The sequence below is a fragment of the Streptococcus sp. DFI.7.26 genome, from assembly GCF_022240605.1.
In the GTDB taxonomy this organism is placed as follows: domain Bacteria; phylum Bacillota; class Bacilli; order Lactobacillales; family Streptococcaceae; genus Streptococcus; species Streptococcus xiaochunlingii.
Genome location: NZ_JAKOGN010000002.1, coordinates 218,981 through 235,808 on the forward strand (window position 1 = coordinate 218,981; position 16,828 = coordinate 235,808).

General features: G+C 42.0%; 22 protein-coding genes and 1 riboswitch. Of the genes, 4 read left to right on the forward strand and 18 right to left on the reverse strand.

The features are described 5' to 3' along the window. Window position 1 precedes the first annotated feature (1 nt). The 3 genes from L0M85_RS03725 to L0M85_RS03735 form a co-directional block, all read right to left on the reverse strand. Window positions 2–652, reverse strand: a complete 651-nt coding sequence (locus L0M85_RS03725; RefSeq protein WP_048688274.1) for a phosphatase PAP2 family protein — start codon at window positions 650–652, stop codon at window positions 2–4. Continuing rightward, on the reverse strand, window positions 642–1,199 hold the full coding sequence (locus tag L0M85_RS03730) for an ECF transporter S component (RefSeq protein WP_048688279.1): 558 nt from the start codon (window positions 1,197–1,199) through the stop codon (window positions 642–644). The genes L0M85_RS03725 and L0M85_RS03730 overlap by 11 nt, the downstream gene beginning before the upstream one ends. Before the next feature lie 216 nt (window positions 1,200–1,415). Further along, window positions 1,416–1,650, reverse strand: a riboswitch (FMN riboswitch). 85 nt (window positions 1,651–1,735) lie between these two features. Next, window positions 1,736–2,278 (reverse strand): tRNA (cytidine(34)-2'-O)-methyltransferase, encoded by a 543-nt coding sequence (locus tag L0M85_RS03735; RefSeq protein WP_236127854.1) that lies wholly within the window; start codon window positions 2,276–2,278, stop codon window positions 1,736–1,738. Between the two features lie 300 nt (window positions 2,279–2,578). Between L0M85_RS03735 and trkA the strand changes: the two genes are divergently transcribed. Beyond that, window positions 2,579–3,934, forward strand: coding sequence for a Trk system potassium transporter TrkA (trkA, locus tag L0M85_RS03740; RefSeq protein WP_048688284.1), 1,356 nt, complete (start codon window positions 2,579–2,581; stop codon window positions 3,932–3,934). 3 nt (window positions 3,935–3,937) lie between these two features. After that, entirely contained in the window at window positions 3,938–5,398 is a 1,461-nt protein-coding gene (locus L0M85_RS03745) for a TrkH family potassium uptake protein (RefSeq protein ID WP_236127852.1), read from the forward strand. 78 nt (window positions 5,399–5,476) lie between these two features. On the opposite strand, the gene yidD is transcribed toward L0M85_RS03745, so the two are convergent. The 14 genes from yidD to L0M85_RS03815 form a co-directional block, all read right to left on the reverse strand. Next, complete coding sequence (yidD, locus tag L0M85_RS03750; RefSeq protein WP_048688293.1) at window positions 5,477–5,731, reverse strand: membrane protein insertion efficiency factor YidD; 255 nt, start codon at window positions 5,729–5,731, stop codon at window positions 5,477–5,479. After that, window positions 5,731–6,459 (reverse strand): pseudouridine synthase, encoded by a 729-nt coding sequence (locus L0M85_RS03755; RefSeq protein WP_238656510.1) that lies wholly within the window; start codon window positions 6,457–6,459, stop codon window positions 5,731–5,733. Before L0M85_RS03755 ends, yidD begins: the two co-directional genes overlap by 1 nt. Beyond that, window positions 6,449–7,018, reverse strand: a complete 570-nt coding sequence (gene scpB / locus L0M85_RS03760; RefSeq protein WP_023024095.1) for an SMC-Scp complex subunit ScpB — start codon at window positions 7,016–7,018, stop codon at window positions 6,449–6,451. The genes L0M85_RS03755 and scpB overlap by 11 nt, the downstream gene beginning before the upstream one ends. Beyond that, entirely contained in the window at window positions 7,011–7,721 is a 711-nt protein-coding gene (locus L0M85_RS03765) for a segregation/condensation protein A (RefSeq protein WP_048715402.1), read from the reverse strand. The genes scpB and L0M85_RS03765 overlap by 8 nt, the downstream gene beginning before the upstream one ends. Further along, a complete protein-coding gene (gene xerD, locus L0M85_RS03770) occupies window positions 7,721–8,452 on the reverse strand; it encodes a site-specific tyrosine recombinase XerD (RefSeq protein WP_048688302.1) in 732 nt (243 codons plus the stop codon). The genes L0M85_RS03765 and xerD overlap by 1 nt, the downstream gene beginning before the upstream one ends. Next, window positions 8,449–8,910, reverse strand: coding sequence for a cyclic-di-AMP-binding protein CbpB (cbpB, locus tag L0M85_RS03775; RefSeq protein WP_061564243.1), 462 nt, complete (start codon window positions 8,908–8,910; stop codon window positions 8,449–8,451). Before cbpB ends, xerD begins: the two co-directional genes overlap by 4 nt. Next, entirely contained in the window at window positions 8,907–9,428 is a 522-nt protein-coding gene (locus tag L0M85_RS03780; RefSeq protein WP_061564244.1) for a metallophosphoesterase, read from the reverse strand. Before L0M85_RS03780 ends, cbpB begins: the two co-directional genes overlap by 4 nt. Further along, complete coding sequence (locus tag L0M85_RS03785; RefSeq protein ID WP_048688311.1) at window positions 9,413–10,381, reverse strand: nucleoside-triphosphate diphosphatase; 969 nt, start codon at window positions 10,379–10,381, stop codon at window positions 9,413–9,415. Before L0M85_RS03785 ends, L0M85_RS03780 begins: the two co-directional genes overlap by 16 nt. Next, the gene (gene racE / locus L0M85_RS03790; protein WP_125334813.1) at window positions 10,378–11,172 is read right to left on the reverse strand and encodes a glutamate racemase; all 795 of its coding nucleotides are present in this window, start codon (window positions 11,170–11,172) and stop codon (window positions 10,378–10,380) included. Before racE ends, L0M85_RS03785 begins: the two co-directional genes overlap by 4 nt. Before the next feature lie 79 nt (window positions 11,173–11,251). Further along, window positions 11,252–11,494: a YneF family protein gene (locus L0M85_RS03795; protein ID WP_006595782.1), complete on the reverse strand. Its 243-nt coding sequence runs from the start codon at window positions 11,492–11,494 to the stop codon at window positions 11,252–11,254. Between the two features lie 56 nt (window positions 11,495–11,550). After that, window positions 11,551–12,801: a diaminopimelate decarboxylase gene (locus L0M85_RS03800; RefSeq protein ID WP_195610862.1), complete on the reverse strand. Its 1,251-nt coding sequence runs from the start codon at window positions 12,799–12,801 to the stop codon at window positions 11,551–11,553. Window positions 12,802–12,883: 82 nt separating this feature from the next. Further along, a complete protein-coding gene (locus L0M85_RS03805; RefSeq protein ID WP_048789604.1) occupies window positions 12,884–13,570 on the reverse strand; it encodes a Bax inhibitor-1/YccA family protein in 687 nt (228 codons plus the stop codon). A gap of 29 nt (window positions 13,571–13,599) precedes the next feature. After that, window positions 13,600–14,088 carry an HD domain-containing protein gene (locus tag L0M85_RS03810; RefSeq protein ID WP_048789532.1) on the reverse strand — a complete coding sequence of 163 codons (489 nt, stop codon included), beginning with the start codon at window positions 14,086–14,088 and terminating at the stop codon, window positions 13,600–13,602. Between the two features lie 30 nt (window positions 14,089–14,118). After that, window positions 14,119–14,865, reverse strand: a complete 747-nt coding sequence (locus L0M85_RS03815; protein ID WP_238656511.1) for an RNA methyltransferase — start codon at window positions 14,863–14,865, stop codon at window positions 14,119–14,121. Between the two features lie 73 nt (window positions 14,866–14,938). On the opposite strand from L0M85_RS03815, the gene L0M85_RS03820 reads away from it, so the two are divergent. Beyond that, on the forward strand, window positions 14,939–15,217 hold the full coding sequence (locus L0M85_RS03820; protein WP_048789530.1) for an acylphosphatase: 279 nt from the start codon (window positions 14,939–14,941) through the stop codon (window positions 15,215–15,217). 78 nt (window positions 15,218–15,295) lie between these two features. Next, complete coding sequence (gene yidC / locus L0M85_RS03825; protein WP_048688323.1) at window positions 15,296–16,234, forward strand: membrane protein insertase YidC; 939 nt, start codon at window positions 15,296–15,298, stop codon at window positions 16,232–16,234. Window positions 16,235–16,311: 77 nt separating this feature from the next. On the opposite strand, the gene greA is transcribed toward yidC, so the two are convergent. Further along, on the reverse strand, window positions 16,312–16,794 hold the full coding sequence (gene greA, locus L0M85_RS03830; protein WP_048688326.1) for a transcription elongation factor GreA: 483 nt from the start codon (window positions 16,792–16,794) through the stop codon (window positions 16,312–16,314). Between the last annotated feature and the right edge of the window lie 34 nt (window positions 16,795–16,828).

Sequence of the window (16,828 nt, forward strand, 5' to 3'; positions counted from 1 at the left end):
TTTACTTCTGCTTACTCTTAAAGCGCCATTCAAAACGCAAACGGTCGTAATAAGGAAAGACCATTTGCAAAAGACCAAATCCCAAAAGCATACTTCCTGTGACGTCTGTCGGGTAATGAACCCCAACATAGACACGAGATACAACGATGGTCGCCATACAAAGGAAGAGGGCAAGCTGAGCTAGGACTTTCCCAACTTGAGAGGTCATCCGTTGCCCTACCACAATGATCAAACTACCGAAGACCAGGGTGGCTGCCAAGGAGTGGCCACTTGGAAAAGAATAGCCCCCTTCTTGGACCAAATGTTGAAGTGCTGGTCGTGGGCGTAAATAGATGTGTTTCAGGATTACCACGAGTAATCCAGTTGTAACCAAACTCCCGGTGAGGAGGAGGGCCTCCGTATACCATTTCTTCCAGACAAAGAAGAGGACAATGACGCCAACCCAGGATGCAACAACGGGTGTGTTCATCAGCACTGTTACACGGGTAAAGAAGGCTGTCAAATAGGCTGGTAAATCCCCGCGAATAGCCGATTGAATCGGTTGATCGATTCCGACTAAATTTTCCGGATAAAATTTGACTACATAGCCCAGAATCATAAATAACAAAAGGGCAAAAGAGCCCTTTAAAAAATGAGATTGTTTATTTTTCATAGATTTTAAGTAGGGGCTGTACGACGGTATATACCATCCAGAAGGTTACAGCCCAAATCAGTCCTTCTATTAGATTAAAGGGAACAACCATACTGAGAAGATACTTTTCAACTCCGACCATCTTTGCGATGTCAAAACCAACAAATTTGGCATAGAGAGGGATGGCATAATAGTAATTGACCAGGAGCATGGAAATGGTTAAACCAATGGTCCCAACTAGACTAGCAATTACAAACCGAACCTGGCTTTTCTTCTTATTCCAAATGACTGCAAATGCTAAGACAAAGACTAATACACCAATGATATTAATCGGTAAGCCAACCAAGGTCTCAGCTCCTCGACCATTCAAAACCAACTTGAGAACCGATCGAATCAAAACCACCACAACTGAGCTCTTTAGATCTAATAGAACTAAGGCGAGTAAGATTGGAATCGTACTAAAGTCAACCTTTAAAAAATCAATCCCTATTGATAGTTGATAAAACATCAATAGAAAAGAAAGTGCAGATAAAACAGCCACTAGGGTCAGTTTACGAGTATTTGTCATCACAGGTTCCTCCAATTTTTACTAAAATTAGAAGAAGTTGGAAAGATTCCCTTAACCTTATTCTATTTCAATCGTTTTAAAGAAAACTTAAACAGTTCCTTGGTACTTGATTAAAAAAGCCCTGATGCTACAAGAAAAAAGCGCAAAGACTGATTTCTTATAGAATCAACAAAATTTCCATCAAGTCCATCGTCAAAAAGAACAGGTTTGTTCCTCTCTCGTCTTCTCCCATCCAGACTATACTGTCGGTTGTGGAGTCACACCACATCAGCTTGCGCTCGCGGACTTCTTTTAGAGTATGGAAATGGAGATTTTTCTTTTAGACGAGGCGACAAGCTCTAGGCATAACTTCTAGTTAGGCAAAGCTTGGCAACAAAGTAGAAAAGGAAAAGAGCGTTTCCTAGTAAAAGTCACCGCCGGTCGGGAATTTCACCCTGCCCTGAAGACTCCTTAATCATAACAAAAAACACCTGCTATTGCAAGTGTTTTGTAATATCAAAAGTTACAACGAAACTCCTTTTGCAAAGATCCTCTTCCTACTTCAACTTATCTCCCTCATACTGATGGACCAGCTCTAAGCCTGCAAACTCCTGTTGTCTGAGGGCTTCATAAACAATCATACAAACGGCATTGGAGACATTCAAGCTTCGAACATGCTCATCATTCATCGGAATCCGAATCGCCTTTTCAGCATGAAGCCGCATAAAATCCTCTGGTAAGCCTTTGTCCTCACGACCAAAAATGAAATAATGTTCTGCATCATCATTGTAATCCACATCCGAATAGGTCTGGTCAGCAAATTTTGAAACCAGGTGGACCTTTCCTCCAGCTGCAGCCTCCATAAATTCATCCAAGCTGTCGTAAAAGCGAACATCTAACTTATCCCAATAATCCAGTCCCGCACGTTTCATCTTCCGATCATCGATAGGAAAAGCCATGGGCCGAATGATGTGAAGGGGGGCATTGGTAGCTGCACAAGTACGAGCGATATTCCCTGTGTTTTGGGGAATTTGAGGTTGATAGAGAACTACATGGTTTTTTGATTTGGTTTCTGTATAAGCTAATTCTTCAATATTCATCACGATCTCATTTCTGGCAAAAAAATAGCCACACTGCCCGGAGTCAAGCTCAGCAAACAGCGTGGTTACGACTTCATTAACTTAACTCACAACAGGTTTGAGGTAAATCAATGAGGTTACTGTATCAGTATACCACTTTCATGCCTCCTGTCAACTATTTCGACAAAAAAATTTCACTTTTTTACATTCTCTTTCATGTAGTTTAGAGAATCTGGCTCTTTATGCCCTATTTCCACCATTAAGAGGTGATTTTTTTTTGAAAATAGAGTAAGATAGAATCATACTTTGGAGGAAATATTCATGAAAATTATTGTAGTTGGAGGCGGTAAAGTCGGAACAGCACTCTGTCGTTCCCTCGTCGCAGAAAATCACGATGTCATCTTGATTGAACAAGATGAAGCCGTCGTTAATCATATTACCAAACGCTACGATATCATTGGTATTGTCGGAAATGGTGCCAACTTTAAGATTCTCGAACAAGCAGATGTAGCCGACTGTGACATCTTTGTCGCCCTAACAGAGCAAGACGAAGTCAATATGGTATCTGCCGTCTTAGCCAAAAAAATGGGAGCCAAAGAAACCATTGTCCGGGTCCGCAATCCGGAATACTCAAATTCCTATTTTAAAGAGAAAAATATTCTCGGCTTCTCTCTAGTTGTCAATCCTGAGCTTCTTGCTGCCCGCTACATTGCTAATAGCATTGACTTCCCAAATGCCTTATCTGTTGAGCACTTCGCTGGTGGGCGAGTGGCCTTCATGGAGTTCAAAATCAAGGAGGAAAGCCCGCTCTGCCAGATGACTCTTTCTCAATTCAGAAAGAAATACGGAAACATCATTATCTGTGCTATCGAACGGCAAGGTCAGTTAACGATTCCAGATGGCGACTTCACTTTACAAGCCTTTGATAAGATTTTTATGACTGGAAATCGAGTGGAAATCGTAGACTTCCACAATAGCATTCGACCGCAAGTTGTTAAAAGTCTGCTTCTGATCGGAGCTGGCAAGATTTCCTATTATCTCCTAAATATTTTAGAAAATAGCAAACGGAAGATTGACTTAAAAGTCATTGAAATCGATCAAAAACGGGCAGAATGGTTTAGTCAAGAATTCCCTGATCTCTATGTTATCCAGGGAGATGGGACATCAAAAGATATTCTAATGGAAGAGCGCGCAGGTAACTTTGATGCTGTTGCGACTCTAACAGGGGTCGATGAAGAAAATATTATCGCTTCTATGTTCCTAAATAGCGTAGGTGTTCAAAAGAATATTACCAAGGTCAACCGGACTAGCCTGCTAGAAATTATTGATCGGCAAGATTTTTCAAGTATTGTGACACCCAAAGGCATTGCGGTGGACACCATCATGCATTTCATCCGTGGACGCTACAATGCCCGCTATTCAAATCTTGAAGCCTTGCATCATGTTGCCAACGGTCAAATCGAGACCCTTCAATTCCAGATTCGCGAAGAAAACAAAATGACGGGCAAACCTTTGGCACAACTGAAATTGAAAAAAGGTGTTCTCATCGCAGCCATTATTCGAAACGGGAAAGCTATTTTCCCAACTGGAGATGACCATCTTTTGATAGGGGATCGCATTATCGTTACTACCCTAATCAGCAACATCACTAAAATCTATGATTTGTTAGAGGGGTAAGCCATGAACAAAAGTATGATTCGCTACCTTTTAGCAAAACTCCTTCTGATTGAAGCCATGTTGCTCTGTGTGCCGATTGTGGTTGCACTTCTCAATCTAAAGAACGATTTTGTTGTCAAGGATAGCCCGACTGTCTTTCTCTCCCTATTTGCAACCATTGCCATCCTCCTTGTATTGGGAGGCATTGGTTCCTTTTTCAAACCCAAAGATTTTCACATCTATGCCAAGGAAGGCGTTCTGATTGTGGCTTTGTGTTGGATCCTATGGTCCTTCTTTGGTGCTCTTCCTTTTGTCTTTTCAGGACAAATCCCAAACATCATTGATGCATTTTTCGAAGTTAGCTCTGGTTTTACAACTACAGGGGCAACCATTTTAAATGACGTCTCCGTCCTCAGTCCTTCCCTTCTTTTCTGGCGTAGTTTCACCCACTTGATTGGAGGGATGGGGGTGCTAGTCTTTGCCCTAGCTATTATGGACAATAACAAGAACAGCCACCTCGAAGTGATGAAGGCAGAAGTGCCTGGTCCCGTATTTGGTAAAATTGTATCCAAATTGAAGAACACAGCTCAAATCCTTTATTACCTCTATTTGGCCCTCTTCTTCCTCTTTGTGATGATCTACTTCTGTGCTGGCATGCCTCTTTATGATAGCTTTATCATTGCTATGGGGACTGCTGGTACTGGTGGGTTCACCGTCTTCAATGACGGGATTGCCCACTACCATTCGACGCTCATCACCTATTTGGTCAGCTTTGGTGTCTTGGTATTTGGGGTTAACTTCAATCTCTATTACTATATCATGCTTCGCAAGTTCAAAGCCTTCTTCGGCGATGAGGAACTTCGCACCTACCTGATGATTGTCGGGGTTTCTTCCCTTTTGATTGCCTGCAACATTTTCCATCTCTATCATAATTTTGCGGATAGTTTTGAAATGTCCTTTTTCCAAGTCTCCAATGTCATTACCACGACTGGATTTGGTTTTGGCAATACTGTTGATTGGCCGCTCTTTTCTCAGTTCCTCCTTCTCATGCTCATGGTGGTTGGTGGATCCGCAGGATCAACGGCCGGTGGACTAAAAGTGATTCGCTGCTTAATTCTAGCTCGGATCGGGAAGAATCAAATTCGTTCGACTCTCTCACCCAACCGGGTGATGACCCTACATGTGAATGGCACTGCCTTGGATAAGGACACCCAGCACAAAATCTTAAAATATTTCGTAGTCTATACCTTGATTACCATCGCCCTCATTGCGGTTGTCAGCTTTGACAGCAACAATTTTATGACAGTTGTTAGTGCAGTCTTTAGTTGCTTTAACAATATTGGACCGATGATTGGGACAACGGATACCTTCGCTATCTTTAGCCCCATCTCTAAATTCTTATTATCAATTGCCATGATTGCAGGACGGTTAGAAATCTACCCGATGTTACTGCTCTTTATGCCTCGCACTTGGTCAGATCGCTAAAAAACAAAAAGTTTTGGAGAATTTCCAAAACTTTTTTCTTTGCTCTGAGTGAGACTTCTTATAAAAGTTTGCTCTAACTTAATTTTCGCTTTTCTCTTCTTCTAGGTGGCTCCTCAGACTGAAATGATCTGGAACTGGATCTACTCCAGTCTTGCTCCAGGGATGGCAACGAAGAATCCGAGCAAGCCCCATCAGAATCCCTTTCAAACCATGCCGTTCAATAGCCTGGATCATATAGTTGGAACAGGTAGGACTATAGCGACAGGAAGGTGGAAAGAGGGGAGAAAGAAGGCGTTGATAGAGACGAACAAGACCAATCGCACATTTCTTCATTATTTTTTCGTCTTTGTCACTGCAAGGGTATGCAATTGGCTGATTTCTTTTTTATTGAGACGGCGGTATTCACCAGGACGAAGTCCAGAAACGTCTAGATTTCCAAATTGAGTCCGGGACAATTTATCCACCAAAAGCCCCACGGCTTCAAACATCTTTTTGACCTGGTGATTGCGTCCTTCATGGATGGTCAATTGGACAACTGAGCGATTCTTTTCTGGATCAACCTTTAGAATCTCATAGGTAGATGGCTTGGTCTTTTTGCCATCAATGGTCACACCACGAGTCAAGGGACGCAAGTTTTCTTTGTTCGCCAATCCCTTCACGCGCGCAACATAAACCTTATCAATCTCATTACGCGGGTGGATCATTTCATCTGTAAAATCACCATCATTGGTCAAAATCAGAACACCAGAAGTATCCCAGTCCAAACGACCGACAGGATAAATCCGTTCCTTGACTTGCGGTAACAAATCAATAACAGTTGGTCTCCCTTTATCGTCTGATACACTAGAGATGACCCCTCTTGGTTTATTTAAGAGGTAGTATACCTTCTCCTCGTTGTATATCGGTTGACCTTCTACTTCTACCTTGTCTCCAGACTTGATCGTCGTCGCCAATTCACGGACCACTTGGCCATTTACAGTGACAAGGCCTTGCTTAATCAATTCCTCTGCTTTGCGGCGGCTTGCGACACCAGCATGAGCAATATATTTGTTAATTCTCATCAATTTCCTCCGTTCTTTCTGTAAATAATTGGCTTTCTTGACCGATTAACTCAGTCTCTTCAACAATTGGTAGCTCGTCTAGATGGTTTATCCCCATGTAATCCAAAAAGTAATCTGTCGTCACATAGAGATTAGGTCTCCCAATGACTTCTTTCTTCCCATCTTCTCGAATCAACTCAAAAGAAAGTAATTTTGAAATAGCCCCACTAGAGTTCACCCCTCGAATATCATCGACTTCAATCCGAGTAATCGGCTGTTTATAAGCAATGATGGAGAGAGTTTCCAAGGCGGCACGAGAGAGACTTTGATTCATTGGTGACTTTGAATACTCACGTAACAGCTCTGCATATTGGGACTTGGTCACTAATTTATAGGTTGACGCTGTCTCTAATAAGGCCATACTAGAATCTTGATCCTGCTCATATTTCTGGGCCAATTTTTCTAAACTTTGAATCACCCCTGTGGGAGGAAGGGATAAGAGGTCGGCAATCTGTCTCACCGTTAAACCATCTTCTCCTGCAACAAACAAGAGGGCCTCCATCTCTGCAATTTTACTCATTCTTTAATCCTACTAAAATAATATCTCCAAATGGTTCTTCCTGAAGAGCCTCAACTTCTTGTACTTTAATTAATTCCAAAGTCGCCAAAAAGACTGTAATTAGTTCATTCACATCCTTGGCTTCCTCAAAAATATCTTGTAGCAAGATTCTCTTACCAGGTTGACACAAGTGACGAACAACATTCATCAGGTCTTCAATTTTATACTCGTCTCGAACAATGGTCGTATGATTTTGTCGAAATTCTTCCTTCTTTTTCGTTAACAATTTTGAAAAGGCCAAGAAAAGATCTATCGTGGTCTTGTCATGGACCAATTCAGCATCATCATAGACTAATTCCGTTTTGGGTTTTGAAAAGTACTGGGCTCTCTCCTCGTGTTGAAGGGCCATCTTTTCACCCAATAGTTTAAACTTCCGGTACTCTTCGATTTGAGACAGGAGATCCTGCTCCAAATCTTCTTCATCCGTTGCTTGCTCCGCAATTTTTGGAAGGAGACGCCGACTCTTAATCAAGGTCAACTGACTGGCCATCAGCATGTATTCACCAGCAACCTCAAGTCGCATGGCTTGAAGGGTCGTTAGATAGGCCAAGTACTGCTCGATCACCTCAATTAGAGGAACCTCATAAATATCCATTTGGTATTTTGAAACGAGGTGTAAGAGAAGATCCAAAGGACCTTCAAAATCCTTTATTTTAATATCCATTACTTATACTTTTCTAAGGTAACAAGAGTTTTTAAACCGAGCTCGCGGGCGATGCTAAACAGATCCATCCCCTGTTCTCTTTGTTTTAAAATGTATTGTTCCCGTAAGGATTGTGCCGAAAGATTCTCAAACCCTTTTTCCAATAGGAAGGACTCTAATTGACGGAAGCCCCACTGACGTGAATAGGCCTTTCCCTTGTTATCAAATAAATAAGTCCCCGTCATCAAATCCGTCAACTCTCCTAGAAGAGCATCTGGAATACGCAAGACCCGTTTTTGCCCTTCTTTTCCTACTCGTAAAACCTGAAAATCGAGTTCAATATCAACGATTTTCAACTGAAGAATTTCACTAGGCAACAAGCCCATCTCGACAATCAATAGGGCAATCAAGCGACCTTGGGATAGTTCTGACCCTTCCCACAAGAGGGATAAGTCCAATAGTTCTTGGTCGTGGCTTTTCGGCACAGAGACTTTCGGAAGGACCAAGCGATGGTAATCCTCGATAACTTGATGTTGATAAAGATAAAACAAAAATTGGTTGACGGCTGAAAGCTTCCTTTTTTGAACAGCTGGTTTAAAATCTTTAATCGAAGCTTGATAAATTCGAAGATTGGTATCTGAGACATGGTTATGAACAGTATCCACGAACTGATCCAAATCATAAGAATAAGCCGTCTGTGAATTTTCACTTAAGTCTTTTTCTTTGATAAAACTAGCTATGTATTCTTTCATTTTTTCCTCATCTCATATTCGTGTGAGAAATTGTGCATGAGGGAGTTGATGGCTTTTAAAATGGATTTTCGAGTGATGATTCCTTCAAAGACTCCATCCTCTGAAACAACCGGTAGAAAGGATTCCTCTACCAACTTATGTAAGACTTCCGTCACAGTATAGTCTTTTCCAAGGCGCTCCCCATCCGTTTTTGTCATATGAACGATGTCCATGGATGAAAAGACTTCATCAGAATAATCATGTTTCATTTGGTAAGAAAGAATATCTGTTAAAGAAATCGTCCCTACGTATTTCATTTGATCGGTCACAACAGGAACGCGAGTGTAGCTAATTTGACTCAGCACCAAGATGGCATGATCCACATTATGCGTATCAATCAAGACAGCCAAATTGCGCGCTGGAGTCAAAAAAGTCTTTTCTTCTCGGAGAATAAACTCCTCAAATTCCTTGGCGATCATCGATCAAACTCCTTTGTAAGAGGTTCATAGACCTCATGTTTCCGATTTAAAAATTCAACTCGATAGGAATCTGCATCAATTTCCACTTTAGCATAGAGGCACTCTTGAATGGCCCCCCTCGGTAAACTGACTGACCCAGGGTTCAGAAAAAGGGTACGCCCTTCCTTCCAAGCATCCGGAATATGCAGATGGCCATAGAGGCAGATATCTGCATCTTCTTCCTGGGCCCACAAATCTAACTTTTGAAAACTAAAATTAATTTGGAAAAGATGACCATGGGTTTGAATAATCCGAGTAGGACCCAATTGCGTCACCAGACGTTCGGGGTACTCCCCATAAAAGTCCATGTTCCCTTTGACAACATGAATGCCTTCCCATACAGGGTCGGTACTTTCTAACTCAGAATCACCGTTGTGAAAAATGGCATCGACCTTTCCTTTATAGTGGTTTTTGATTTCTTCTACGATCTGACGATCGCCATGAGAATCGCTCATGACGATAATTACTTGTTCTGCCATGCTGGGAATACCTCCACTAATTTCTTCACGGCTAAAGCACGATGCGATTGTTGATTTTTCTCCTCTAGAGTTAGTTGAGCAGATGTCTTACCTGTTTCTCCTACCAGAAAGAGGGGATCATAGCCAAACCCGTTCTCACCTTTTGGTTCAAAATTGATATATCCTGGCCAATCCGCCTCCACAACAAGGCTCTCCTTACCAGGACTGGCAACCACTAAGGTTGTATGAAATTTTGCTGACCGATCCTTCAATTCAAAGACCATCGCCAACTCGTGTAAGAGCTTGGCATTGTTCTCTAAGTCGGTCGCTCCTACACCTGCAAAGCGAGCAGACCAGACACCTGGTAAGCCCCCAAGGATATCGACCATGAGTCCTGAATCATCTGCCAACACCATTTTCCCTGTTAGCTGTGAAATTGTCTCAGCTTTTAGGCGAGCATTTTCTTCGAAAGTCATTCCTGTTTCAGCGACTTCTGGAAGATCTGGATAGTCATTGAGATTCTCGACTTCAAAACCCATTTGTTCAAAGATCTGACGAAACTCTTTGGTTTTTCCTTCATTCCGAGTAGCGATTAGCAAGCGATCCTTAAGACCTTCCTGGCCCAAAAAATCTGCAAGTGGAAGACCATTCTTTGGCAGATAAACAGAGAGCAATTGCTCTCCTTCTACAATGAGAAGAGCTCCTTGACGCTGCACGATTTCAATTTTGCGACCTAGTGTTTCCTCAACGATTTGAAAGAGGAAGGTCAAAAACTGCAAACTAGAGGCGTAACGAACAACCGTTACATTTAGGGGAAAGCCCAAATCTGTGTCTCCAACTAGTGATTCTACTAGGTCAACAAGCTCAGAAGCTTCTGAAGAGACTTCACTATATTCGTTATAGTCACTCCGATCTCCCCATTCAGCTAGAAACCAATTTAAGGCATCTTTGTATTCATAAATCTTTTGGTTCATAATTCTACATGCTCCACATGAACGACTTGATGCAACCAAGTCTTGGCAATCGCTGCAAAACTGGCTGCATTGGCCGTTGTATAAAACTGATGGTGGCAGTCCTCCAGTTGACGACTGCGATTAATCTCAAAGTAGTTGAGCAAGACCGAGATATCCCGGACACACTCAGCACCGCTATCAATTAACTGAACCTCTGGCCCCATGACATTTTGAATAATAGGGCGAAGGAGAGGATAATGGGTGCATCCCAAAACCAGTGTATCTACTTTCCCAGCCAAAGGTTTCAAGGTTTCATAGACAACTTTTTTTGTAACACTGGACTGCAACTCATTAGATTCAACCAGAGGGACAAATTTCGGACAAGCTAAACTCTCTACTGCCATTTCTGGTGACAGGCTTTGAATTTTTTTCCGATAAATATCTGAAGCGACCGTCATTGGGGTCCCAATGACTCCAATTCGTTTGCTTTTTGTCGCCTTGATCGCTGCGGAAGCTCCTGGCAAAATCACTCCTAGAACGGGGATATCCAAGGCTTCTTTCACCTCTTCCCATACAACAGCTGTCGCCGTATTACAGGCCAAAACAATCATCTTCACATTTTTCGTTAGGAGAAAACGAACCATCTCCCAAGTATAGTCACGAATTTGATCTGCTGGTCTCGGGCCATAAGGTGCTCTAGCGGAATCACCAATATAGACCACCTCTTCATGGGGGAGTTGCCGCATCAATTCGCTAACAACGGTTAACCCTCCGACACCCGAATCCAAAAAACCAATTGGTCGATTGTCCATCTGCCTTCCTTTCAAAACAAGGGACCAAGAAAAATCTTAAAGTCCCCCTACTTATTTTATTGTGTCATCTGTTTTGCTTTTATTTCTTCTTCGTATTCAAAGATGCTTTTTGTTGATTCAGAATTTGACGGTAAACTTGTTGCACCTTCGCTTCACTTGGACGTTGACCACTAGCTCCCAACAATGTACGAACTGCTTCAACATTCAAACGTGGGTTTGATGCAAATTCTTTTTCAAACTGCTTGCGAAGTAGGTACATACCTGCCAACATTCCACCAAAGAAAGCAAGGATAATCAATAAAATTGTCAAAAATGTAGACATAAGTGTTTTTCTCCTAAATTCAATATTTACACATTTTCTATTATACCAAAAAGGCCCTATTTTTCAAAGTCAAAGCCATACAATGTTGCAAAGTAATCCTCTGGTTTTTCGGCCCGTCGGATGAGACGAGTTTGGCCTGATTCTTCTAATAAAATCTCCGCAGAGCGGAGCTTGGCATTGTACTGATAGCCCATGGAATATCCATGCGCTCCTGTATCATGGATGACCAAAAGATCCCCAATTTCAGAGACAGGAAATTCCCGATTTTTGGCAAACTTGTCATTGTTTTCACACAAACTACCAACAATGTCTACTATTTCTGTCTTTCCATCTGGTCGATCCAGATTAGTGATATGGTGGTAGGCCCCGTACATAGCGGGACGGAGGAGGTTGACAGCCGAAGCATCTACTCCTAGATAGGTCCGATAAGTCTGTTTCTTATGGGTGACATGGGTGACCAATAGGCCATGTGGGGCTAGCATAAAGCGGCCTAATTCCGTATAGATTTTCACTTGATCTAAGCCCACTGGAACTAAAATGTCCTCGTAAGCCCGACGAACACCTTCCCCAATCACAGCAATATCATTTGGTTGGTCTTCTGGTTTGTAGTTCACTCCAACCCCACCAGAGAGGTTGACAAAGTCCAAGGTAACCCCTGTCTTTTCAACTACTTCTACTGCCAACTGGAATAATTGCTTAGCCAATTCTGGATAGTAATCATTGGAGACGGTATTCGAAGCTAAGAGGGCATGGATCCCAAATCGTTTGACTCCTAAATCTTTCAACTCCGTAAATGCTTGGATCAATTGCTCCTTGGTCATGCCAAACTTAGCCTCTTCAGGATGGTCCATGATATCCGTTCCCAGTTCAAACACCCCTCCTGGATTATAGCGGCAAGAGATGACCTCCGGTAGTGTCGCAACAGATTGTAGGAAGGCTACATCTTCGTAGGCATCCAAGTTGATAGTCGCTCCTAGCTGACGGGCAAAGACCATCTCTTCAGCCGGTGTATTGTTGGAAGAAAACATGATTTCTTGGCCTGTAAACCCTAATTTTTGTGCCATCAACAATTCCACATAGCTAGCACAGTCCACGCCACAGCCTTCTTCTTTGAGGATTATTAGGATGGCTGGATTAGGGGTCGCTTTGATAGCGAAATACTCCTTAAAGCCTGGATTCCAAGAAAAGGCTTGATGGAGGGCACGAGCTGTCTGCCGGATCCCAGCTTCATCATATAGGTGAAAGGGAGTTGGATAGGTTTCCGTAATTTGTTTTAATCTTTCTCTACTAATAAATGGACGTTTCATGTGAAGATTCTCTTTTCTATCAATTTTCTTTAGTATATCACAAGTTTTCCAACAAAAAAAGCCGGTTTCCCGGCTCTTTCGATTAATCGTTGCGTCCAAAAATACGCAAGATATTGATGAACAAGTTGATGAAATCAAGATAGAGTTCCAAAGCCAAAGCAACAACCCAACCATTGGTTGGCTGACCATTGGATTGTTCATAGACATAACGAATCTTTTGGTTATCCCAAGCAGTCAAACCTGCAAAGATGATAACACAAAGAATGCTAAGGACATAATCCATACCAGAGCTTTGTAAGAAGATGTTCGCAATCGAAGCAATGATAATACCAATCAAGGCCCCCATAAATGCTCGTCCCATTCCAGACAAGTCTTTTTTGGTCACACGACCAATGGCTGACATGATGAAGAACATCAAGGCACTAACGACGAAGGCTTTATAAACTGTCGCTTGAGCATAGCGTGCAATGATAAAACTCAAGGTAAAGCCATTCAGAGCTGAATAAGTTAAAAAGAGAGGCAAGGCCATGGGATTGTTTTTCACAGATTGTCTCGAAGCGACCAAGACCAAAATCAATTCAACAGCAATGGCAATATAGTAGACCCATGGAGCCTGAGTTAGAATATATATGAAGGTTTCTTGGAAAATGGTCATCATCAATGCTGAGACGACAGCAGAAACTCCAACTCCAACCCCGACTAAAGAATAAATTTTGCTATAAAAGCTATTAAGACCACTTTGTTCGTGGATAACGGTTTGTTGATTCATCATCAATCATTCCTTTCAAACTTAAATTATTATGATTTTAACATTTTTCGATGGAAAAGTCTCCTCTTTGACCACTTTTTTCTCATTGGTTCTGAGGCTTCTTTGATCGCCCAGTATTTATCGACCATGGTCACGAGGAAAGATTCTTTGTAGCGAGGTGGAGCAAGCGTCAAGCCCCACATATGTTTGAGGATGATGTCCTCTTCTTTTTTATTGAGGCTTGTTATCTTTTTGGCATTTCGGACAGCTATCCGAGGATGTACCCAGGCATGGCTCTTGTTAAATTTGACCTGCCGCCAGTCGTAGTAAAAAAGATCGTGTAAGAGAGCTCCCCTTGCTGTACTTTTGGTATCCCAGCCCATCTTCTTAGAAATGCGGTAGCTGGTGTAGCTAACGTGAATGGAATGCGCCAAACGGTTGGAATGAATATGGTGGGGAATTTCCTTTAATTTTTGAAGTTTGGGATGCTGGATCAAATGTCCGACTTCAGCCATATATTCTTTGTCTTGTCGATACATGCGTCTCACCTCCTCTATCTGACTAACGCACTATTCTTCAATCATAGAAAAGATCAAAATCCCTGCAGCAACAGCGACATTCAGACTCTCTGCCTGACCTGGCATGGTGATATGAACCAGCTGATCTGCCTTCTCAGCCATCTGGTCACTAATACCTTGTCCTTCATTCCCCATGACCAGTACAAAAGCAGGGACTTTCTCCACTTGCTTATAGTCAATAGAATCCTGAGACAAGGTGGTCGCATAGATGGGTAGCTGACTTTCTTCAATGGCTGTTAAGAGTTGCTCTTTAGGCAAACGGATAACAGGAAGATGAAAATGACTCCCCTGCATAGAGCGCAAGGTTTTCATATTATACAAATCTGCTGATTGATCGGTTAGAAGCACCCCGTCAAAGCTTGCTGCGTCAGCAGTCCGAATCATGGTTCCGACATTTCCTGGATCTTGAACATCCTCTAACAATAAATACCGTCCTTGAGCCAGCTGAAGATGCTGGATTGGCTGTATCTTAATTTCTGCCACGATTCCTTGAGGGCTTTTGGAATCAGCAATTTCTGCTAAAACCTCAGGAGTTACGATGGTCACCTTCGTATCTTTCTTGACCTTATCTACAGACTCTTCCAGAACAAAGACTTGTTCAATCGGAGCCTGATGATTGATAGCTTCTTCATAAAGATGCCAGCCTTCGATCAGGTAGGAGTCGATTCGGTATTTTTTTTGATGAAGTTTTTTAACTTTTTTGATCCCATTATTGGACTTAGAGGTTATAATATTCATAAGACTATTATACCACATTCACAGGAGGAGCTTCTCCGTCCTGAGTAGGAATTCAAGCACAAGGAGGACAAGCATGCAAAAAGTTGAAATGACAGCCCAAGGTCGAGTTCAAGGTGTTGGCTTCCGTTGGGGAGTTTATAGCTTAGCACTAGAAATTGGAGGCATTACAGGTCGGGTCTGGAACAATGATGACGGAACGGTCACTATCCTTGCTACCTGCGAAGACAATGCCCGCATGGCCAAATTTATCCAAGAAATACGAAAAGGTCCTACTCCTTTTTCAAAGGTTTCTTATCTGGACGTCCATCTGGCAAACTTCGAACCCTACAAAGATTTTAAAATTTCAAATTAAGTCCAGAGAACTATTGTTAATTTGATAAAAAAACAGTAGAATAGAAAGGTATTATTTAAAATTAAAGGATTATAACTCGTGAAAAAATATAAACGTTATCTACTTGCTGCTCTCAGCTTGTCTGCCCTCCTCCTCTTAACAGGATGTGTCAGCATCGACAAGACAACCAAACAACCAACTGGTTTCGTCTGGAACCTCATTGGAAAACCGATGGGGGAAGCCATCAATTTCTTTGCGACAGATCTTGGACTTGGCTTTGGACTGGGGATTATCTTAGTAACCGTAATCGTTCGAATCATCATCTTCCCTCTAGGTATTTATCAATCTTGGAAAGCAACCTACCAGTCTGAGAAGATGAACTACCTAAAACCAATCTTTGCGCCGATCCAAGAACGCATCAAAAATGCGGAGACTCAAGAAGAGAAATTATTGGCCAACTCTGAATTGATGGATGCTCAAAAAGCAAATGGTGTCAGCCCATTCGGCGGCATTGGCTGTTTGCCTTTGTTGATTCAAATGCCTTTCTTCTCTGCCCTATATTTTGCAGCTCAATACACTCCAGGTATTAGCAAGGACTCTTTCCTTGGCATTGGTCTCGGTTCAAAAAGTCTAGCTTTAACCTTAGTTGTTGCTGTTCTTTACTACATTCAAAGCATGCTCTCTCTCCATGGTATAGAAGATGAAAACCAAAGAGAAACTATGAAGAAAACAGCTCTCGTAAGCCCTATTATGATTGCAGTCTTCTCTTTGATGGCACCAGCTGGTGTCACTCTCTACTGGGTAGTCGGTGGTTTCGTACAGATTATTCAACAATTTGTCATCAACTACCTCATCCGTCCAAGATTGCGCAAACAAGTTGCTGAGGAATATAAAAACAACCCTCCAAAAGCTCCAGCATCCAATGGACGTCGTGTAAAAAAAGATATCACACCTACTAATCCAACCAACGCTAAACGTTCCCTTCCAACTAACGGAAACAAAAAACGAAACGCTGGAAAACAACGCAACCGTAACTAACACTAGCAAAAAGGCCGAGATATCATCTCGGCTTTTCCATTACTACAAAAAAAATGAGAGTGACTCACTCTCATTTTTTATTCTGTTTTTTCAACGTTTAAGATTTTCACTTGGTAGCTTCCTGCTGGAGTTTCAATCGTCACAGTGTCCCCTGTTTTGTTACCAATTAAGGCATGACCGATTGGACTTTCATTTGAGATCTTACCAGCAAAAGCATCCGCTCCAGCTGAACCAACAATAATGTAAACATCTTCTTCGTCTTCGCCAATTTCTTGCACGGTAACTGTTTTTCCGATTGCTACTTCATCAACAGCGACAGCATCGCTGTCGACAATTTCAGCATAACGAATTTTTGTTTCTAGGCTGGAGATTTGCCCTTCAACAAAAGCCTGTTCGTCTTTAGCTGCTTCGTATTCACTGTTTTCTGAAAGGTCTCCGTAAGAACGAGCAATTTTAATCCGCTCTACAACTTCTGGACGACGAACTAATTTCAATTCTTCTAATTCTAGTTCTAACTTTTGCTTTTCAGCTAGGGTCATTGGATAGGTTTTTTCTGCCATATTTCTTTCTCTTTTCTATTATTTTTTCGAACTA

Excerpts from the sequence above, each read along its gene's own strand:
- racE (WP_125334813.1), bottom strand. The coding sequence starts at position 11,172 with ATGGACAATCGACCAATTGGTTTTTTGGATTCGGGTGTCGGAGGGTTA.
- L0M85_RS03725 (WP_048688274.1), bottom strand. The coding sequence starts at position 652 with ATGAAAAATAAACAATCTCATTTTTTAAAGGGCTCTTTTGCCCTTTTG.
- yidD (WP_048688293.1), bottom strand. The coding sequence starts at position 5,731 with ATGAAGAAATGTGCGATTGGTCTTGTTCGTCTCTATCAACGCCTTCTT.
- L0M85_RS03815 (WP_238656511.1), bottom strand. The coding sequence starts at position 14,865 with ATGAATATTATAACCTCTAAGTCCAATAATGGGATCAAAAAAGTTAAA.
- cbpB (WP_061564243.1), bottom strand. The coding sequence starts at position 8,910 with ATGATCGCCAAGGAATTTGAGGAGTTTATTCTCCGAGAAGAAAAGACT.
- scpB (WP_023024095.1), bottom strand. The coding sequence starts at position 7,018 with ATGAGTAAAATTGCAGAGATGGAGGCCCTCTTGTTTGTTGCAGGAGAA.
- greA (WP_048688326.1), bottom strand. The coding sequence starts at position 16,794 with ATGGCAGAAAAAACCTATCCAATGACCCTAGCTGAAAAGCAAAAGTTA.
- L0M85_RS03730 (WP_048688279.1), bottom strand. The coding sequence starts at position 1,199 with ATGACAAATACTCGTAAACTGACCCTAGTGGCTGTTTTATCTGCACTT.
- L0M85_RS03765 (WP_048715402.1), bottom strand. The coding sequence starts at position 7,721 with ATGGATATTAAAATAAAGGATTTTGAAGGTCCTTTGGATCTTCTCTTA.
- L0M85_RS03795 (WP_006595782.1), bottom strand. The coding sequence starts at position 11,494 with ATGTCTACATTTTTGACAATTTTATTGATTATCCTTGCTTTCTTTGGT.
- L0M85_RS03800 (WP_195610862.1), bottom strand. The coding sequence starts at position 12,801 with ATGAAACGTCCATTTATTAGTAGAGAAAGATTAAAACAAATTACGGAA.
- L0M85_RS03755 (WP_238656510.1), bottom strand. The coding sequence starts at position 6,459 with ATGAGAATTAACAAATATATTGCTCATGCTGGTGTCGCAAGCCGCCGC.
- L0M85_RS03805 (WP_048789604.1), bottom strand. The coding sequence starts at position 13,570 with ATGAATCAACAAACCGTTATCCACGAACAAAGTGGTCTTAATAGCTTT.
- L0M85_RS03820 (WP_048789530.1), top strand. The coding sequence starts at position 14,939 with ATGCAAAAAGTTGAAATGACAGCCCAAGGTCGAGTTCAAGGTGTTGGC.
- xerD (WP_048688302.1), bottom strand. The coding sequence starts at position 8,452 with ATGAAAGAATACATAGCTAGTTTTATCAAAGAAAAAGACTTAAGTGAA.
- L0M85_RS03745 (WP_236127852.1), top strand. The coding sequence starts at position 3,938 with ATGAACAAAAGTATGATTCGCTACCTTTTAGCAAAACTCCTTCTGATT.
- L0M85_RS03785 (WP_048688311.1), bottom strand. The coding sequence starts at position 10,381 with ATGAACCAAAAGATTTATGAATACAAAGATGCCTTAAATTGGTTTCTA.
- L0M85_RS03810 (WP_048789532.1), bottom strand. The coding sequence starts at position 14,088 with ATGTATCGACAAGACAAAGAATATATGGCTGAAGTCGGACATTTGATC.
- trkA (WP_048688284.1), top strand. The coding sequence starts at position 2,579 with ATGAAAATTATTGTAGTTGGAGGCGGTAAAGTCGGAACAGCACTCTGT.
- L0M85_RS03780 (WP_061564244.1), bottom strand. The coding sequence starts at position 9,428 with ATGGCAGAACAAGTAATTATCGTCATGAGCGATTCTCATGGCGATCGT.
- L0M85_RS03735 (WP_236127854.1), bottom strand. The coding sequence starts at position 2,278 with ATGAATATTGAAGAATTAGCTTATACAGAAACCAAATCAAAAAACCAT.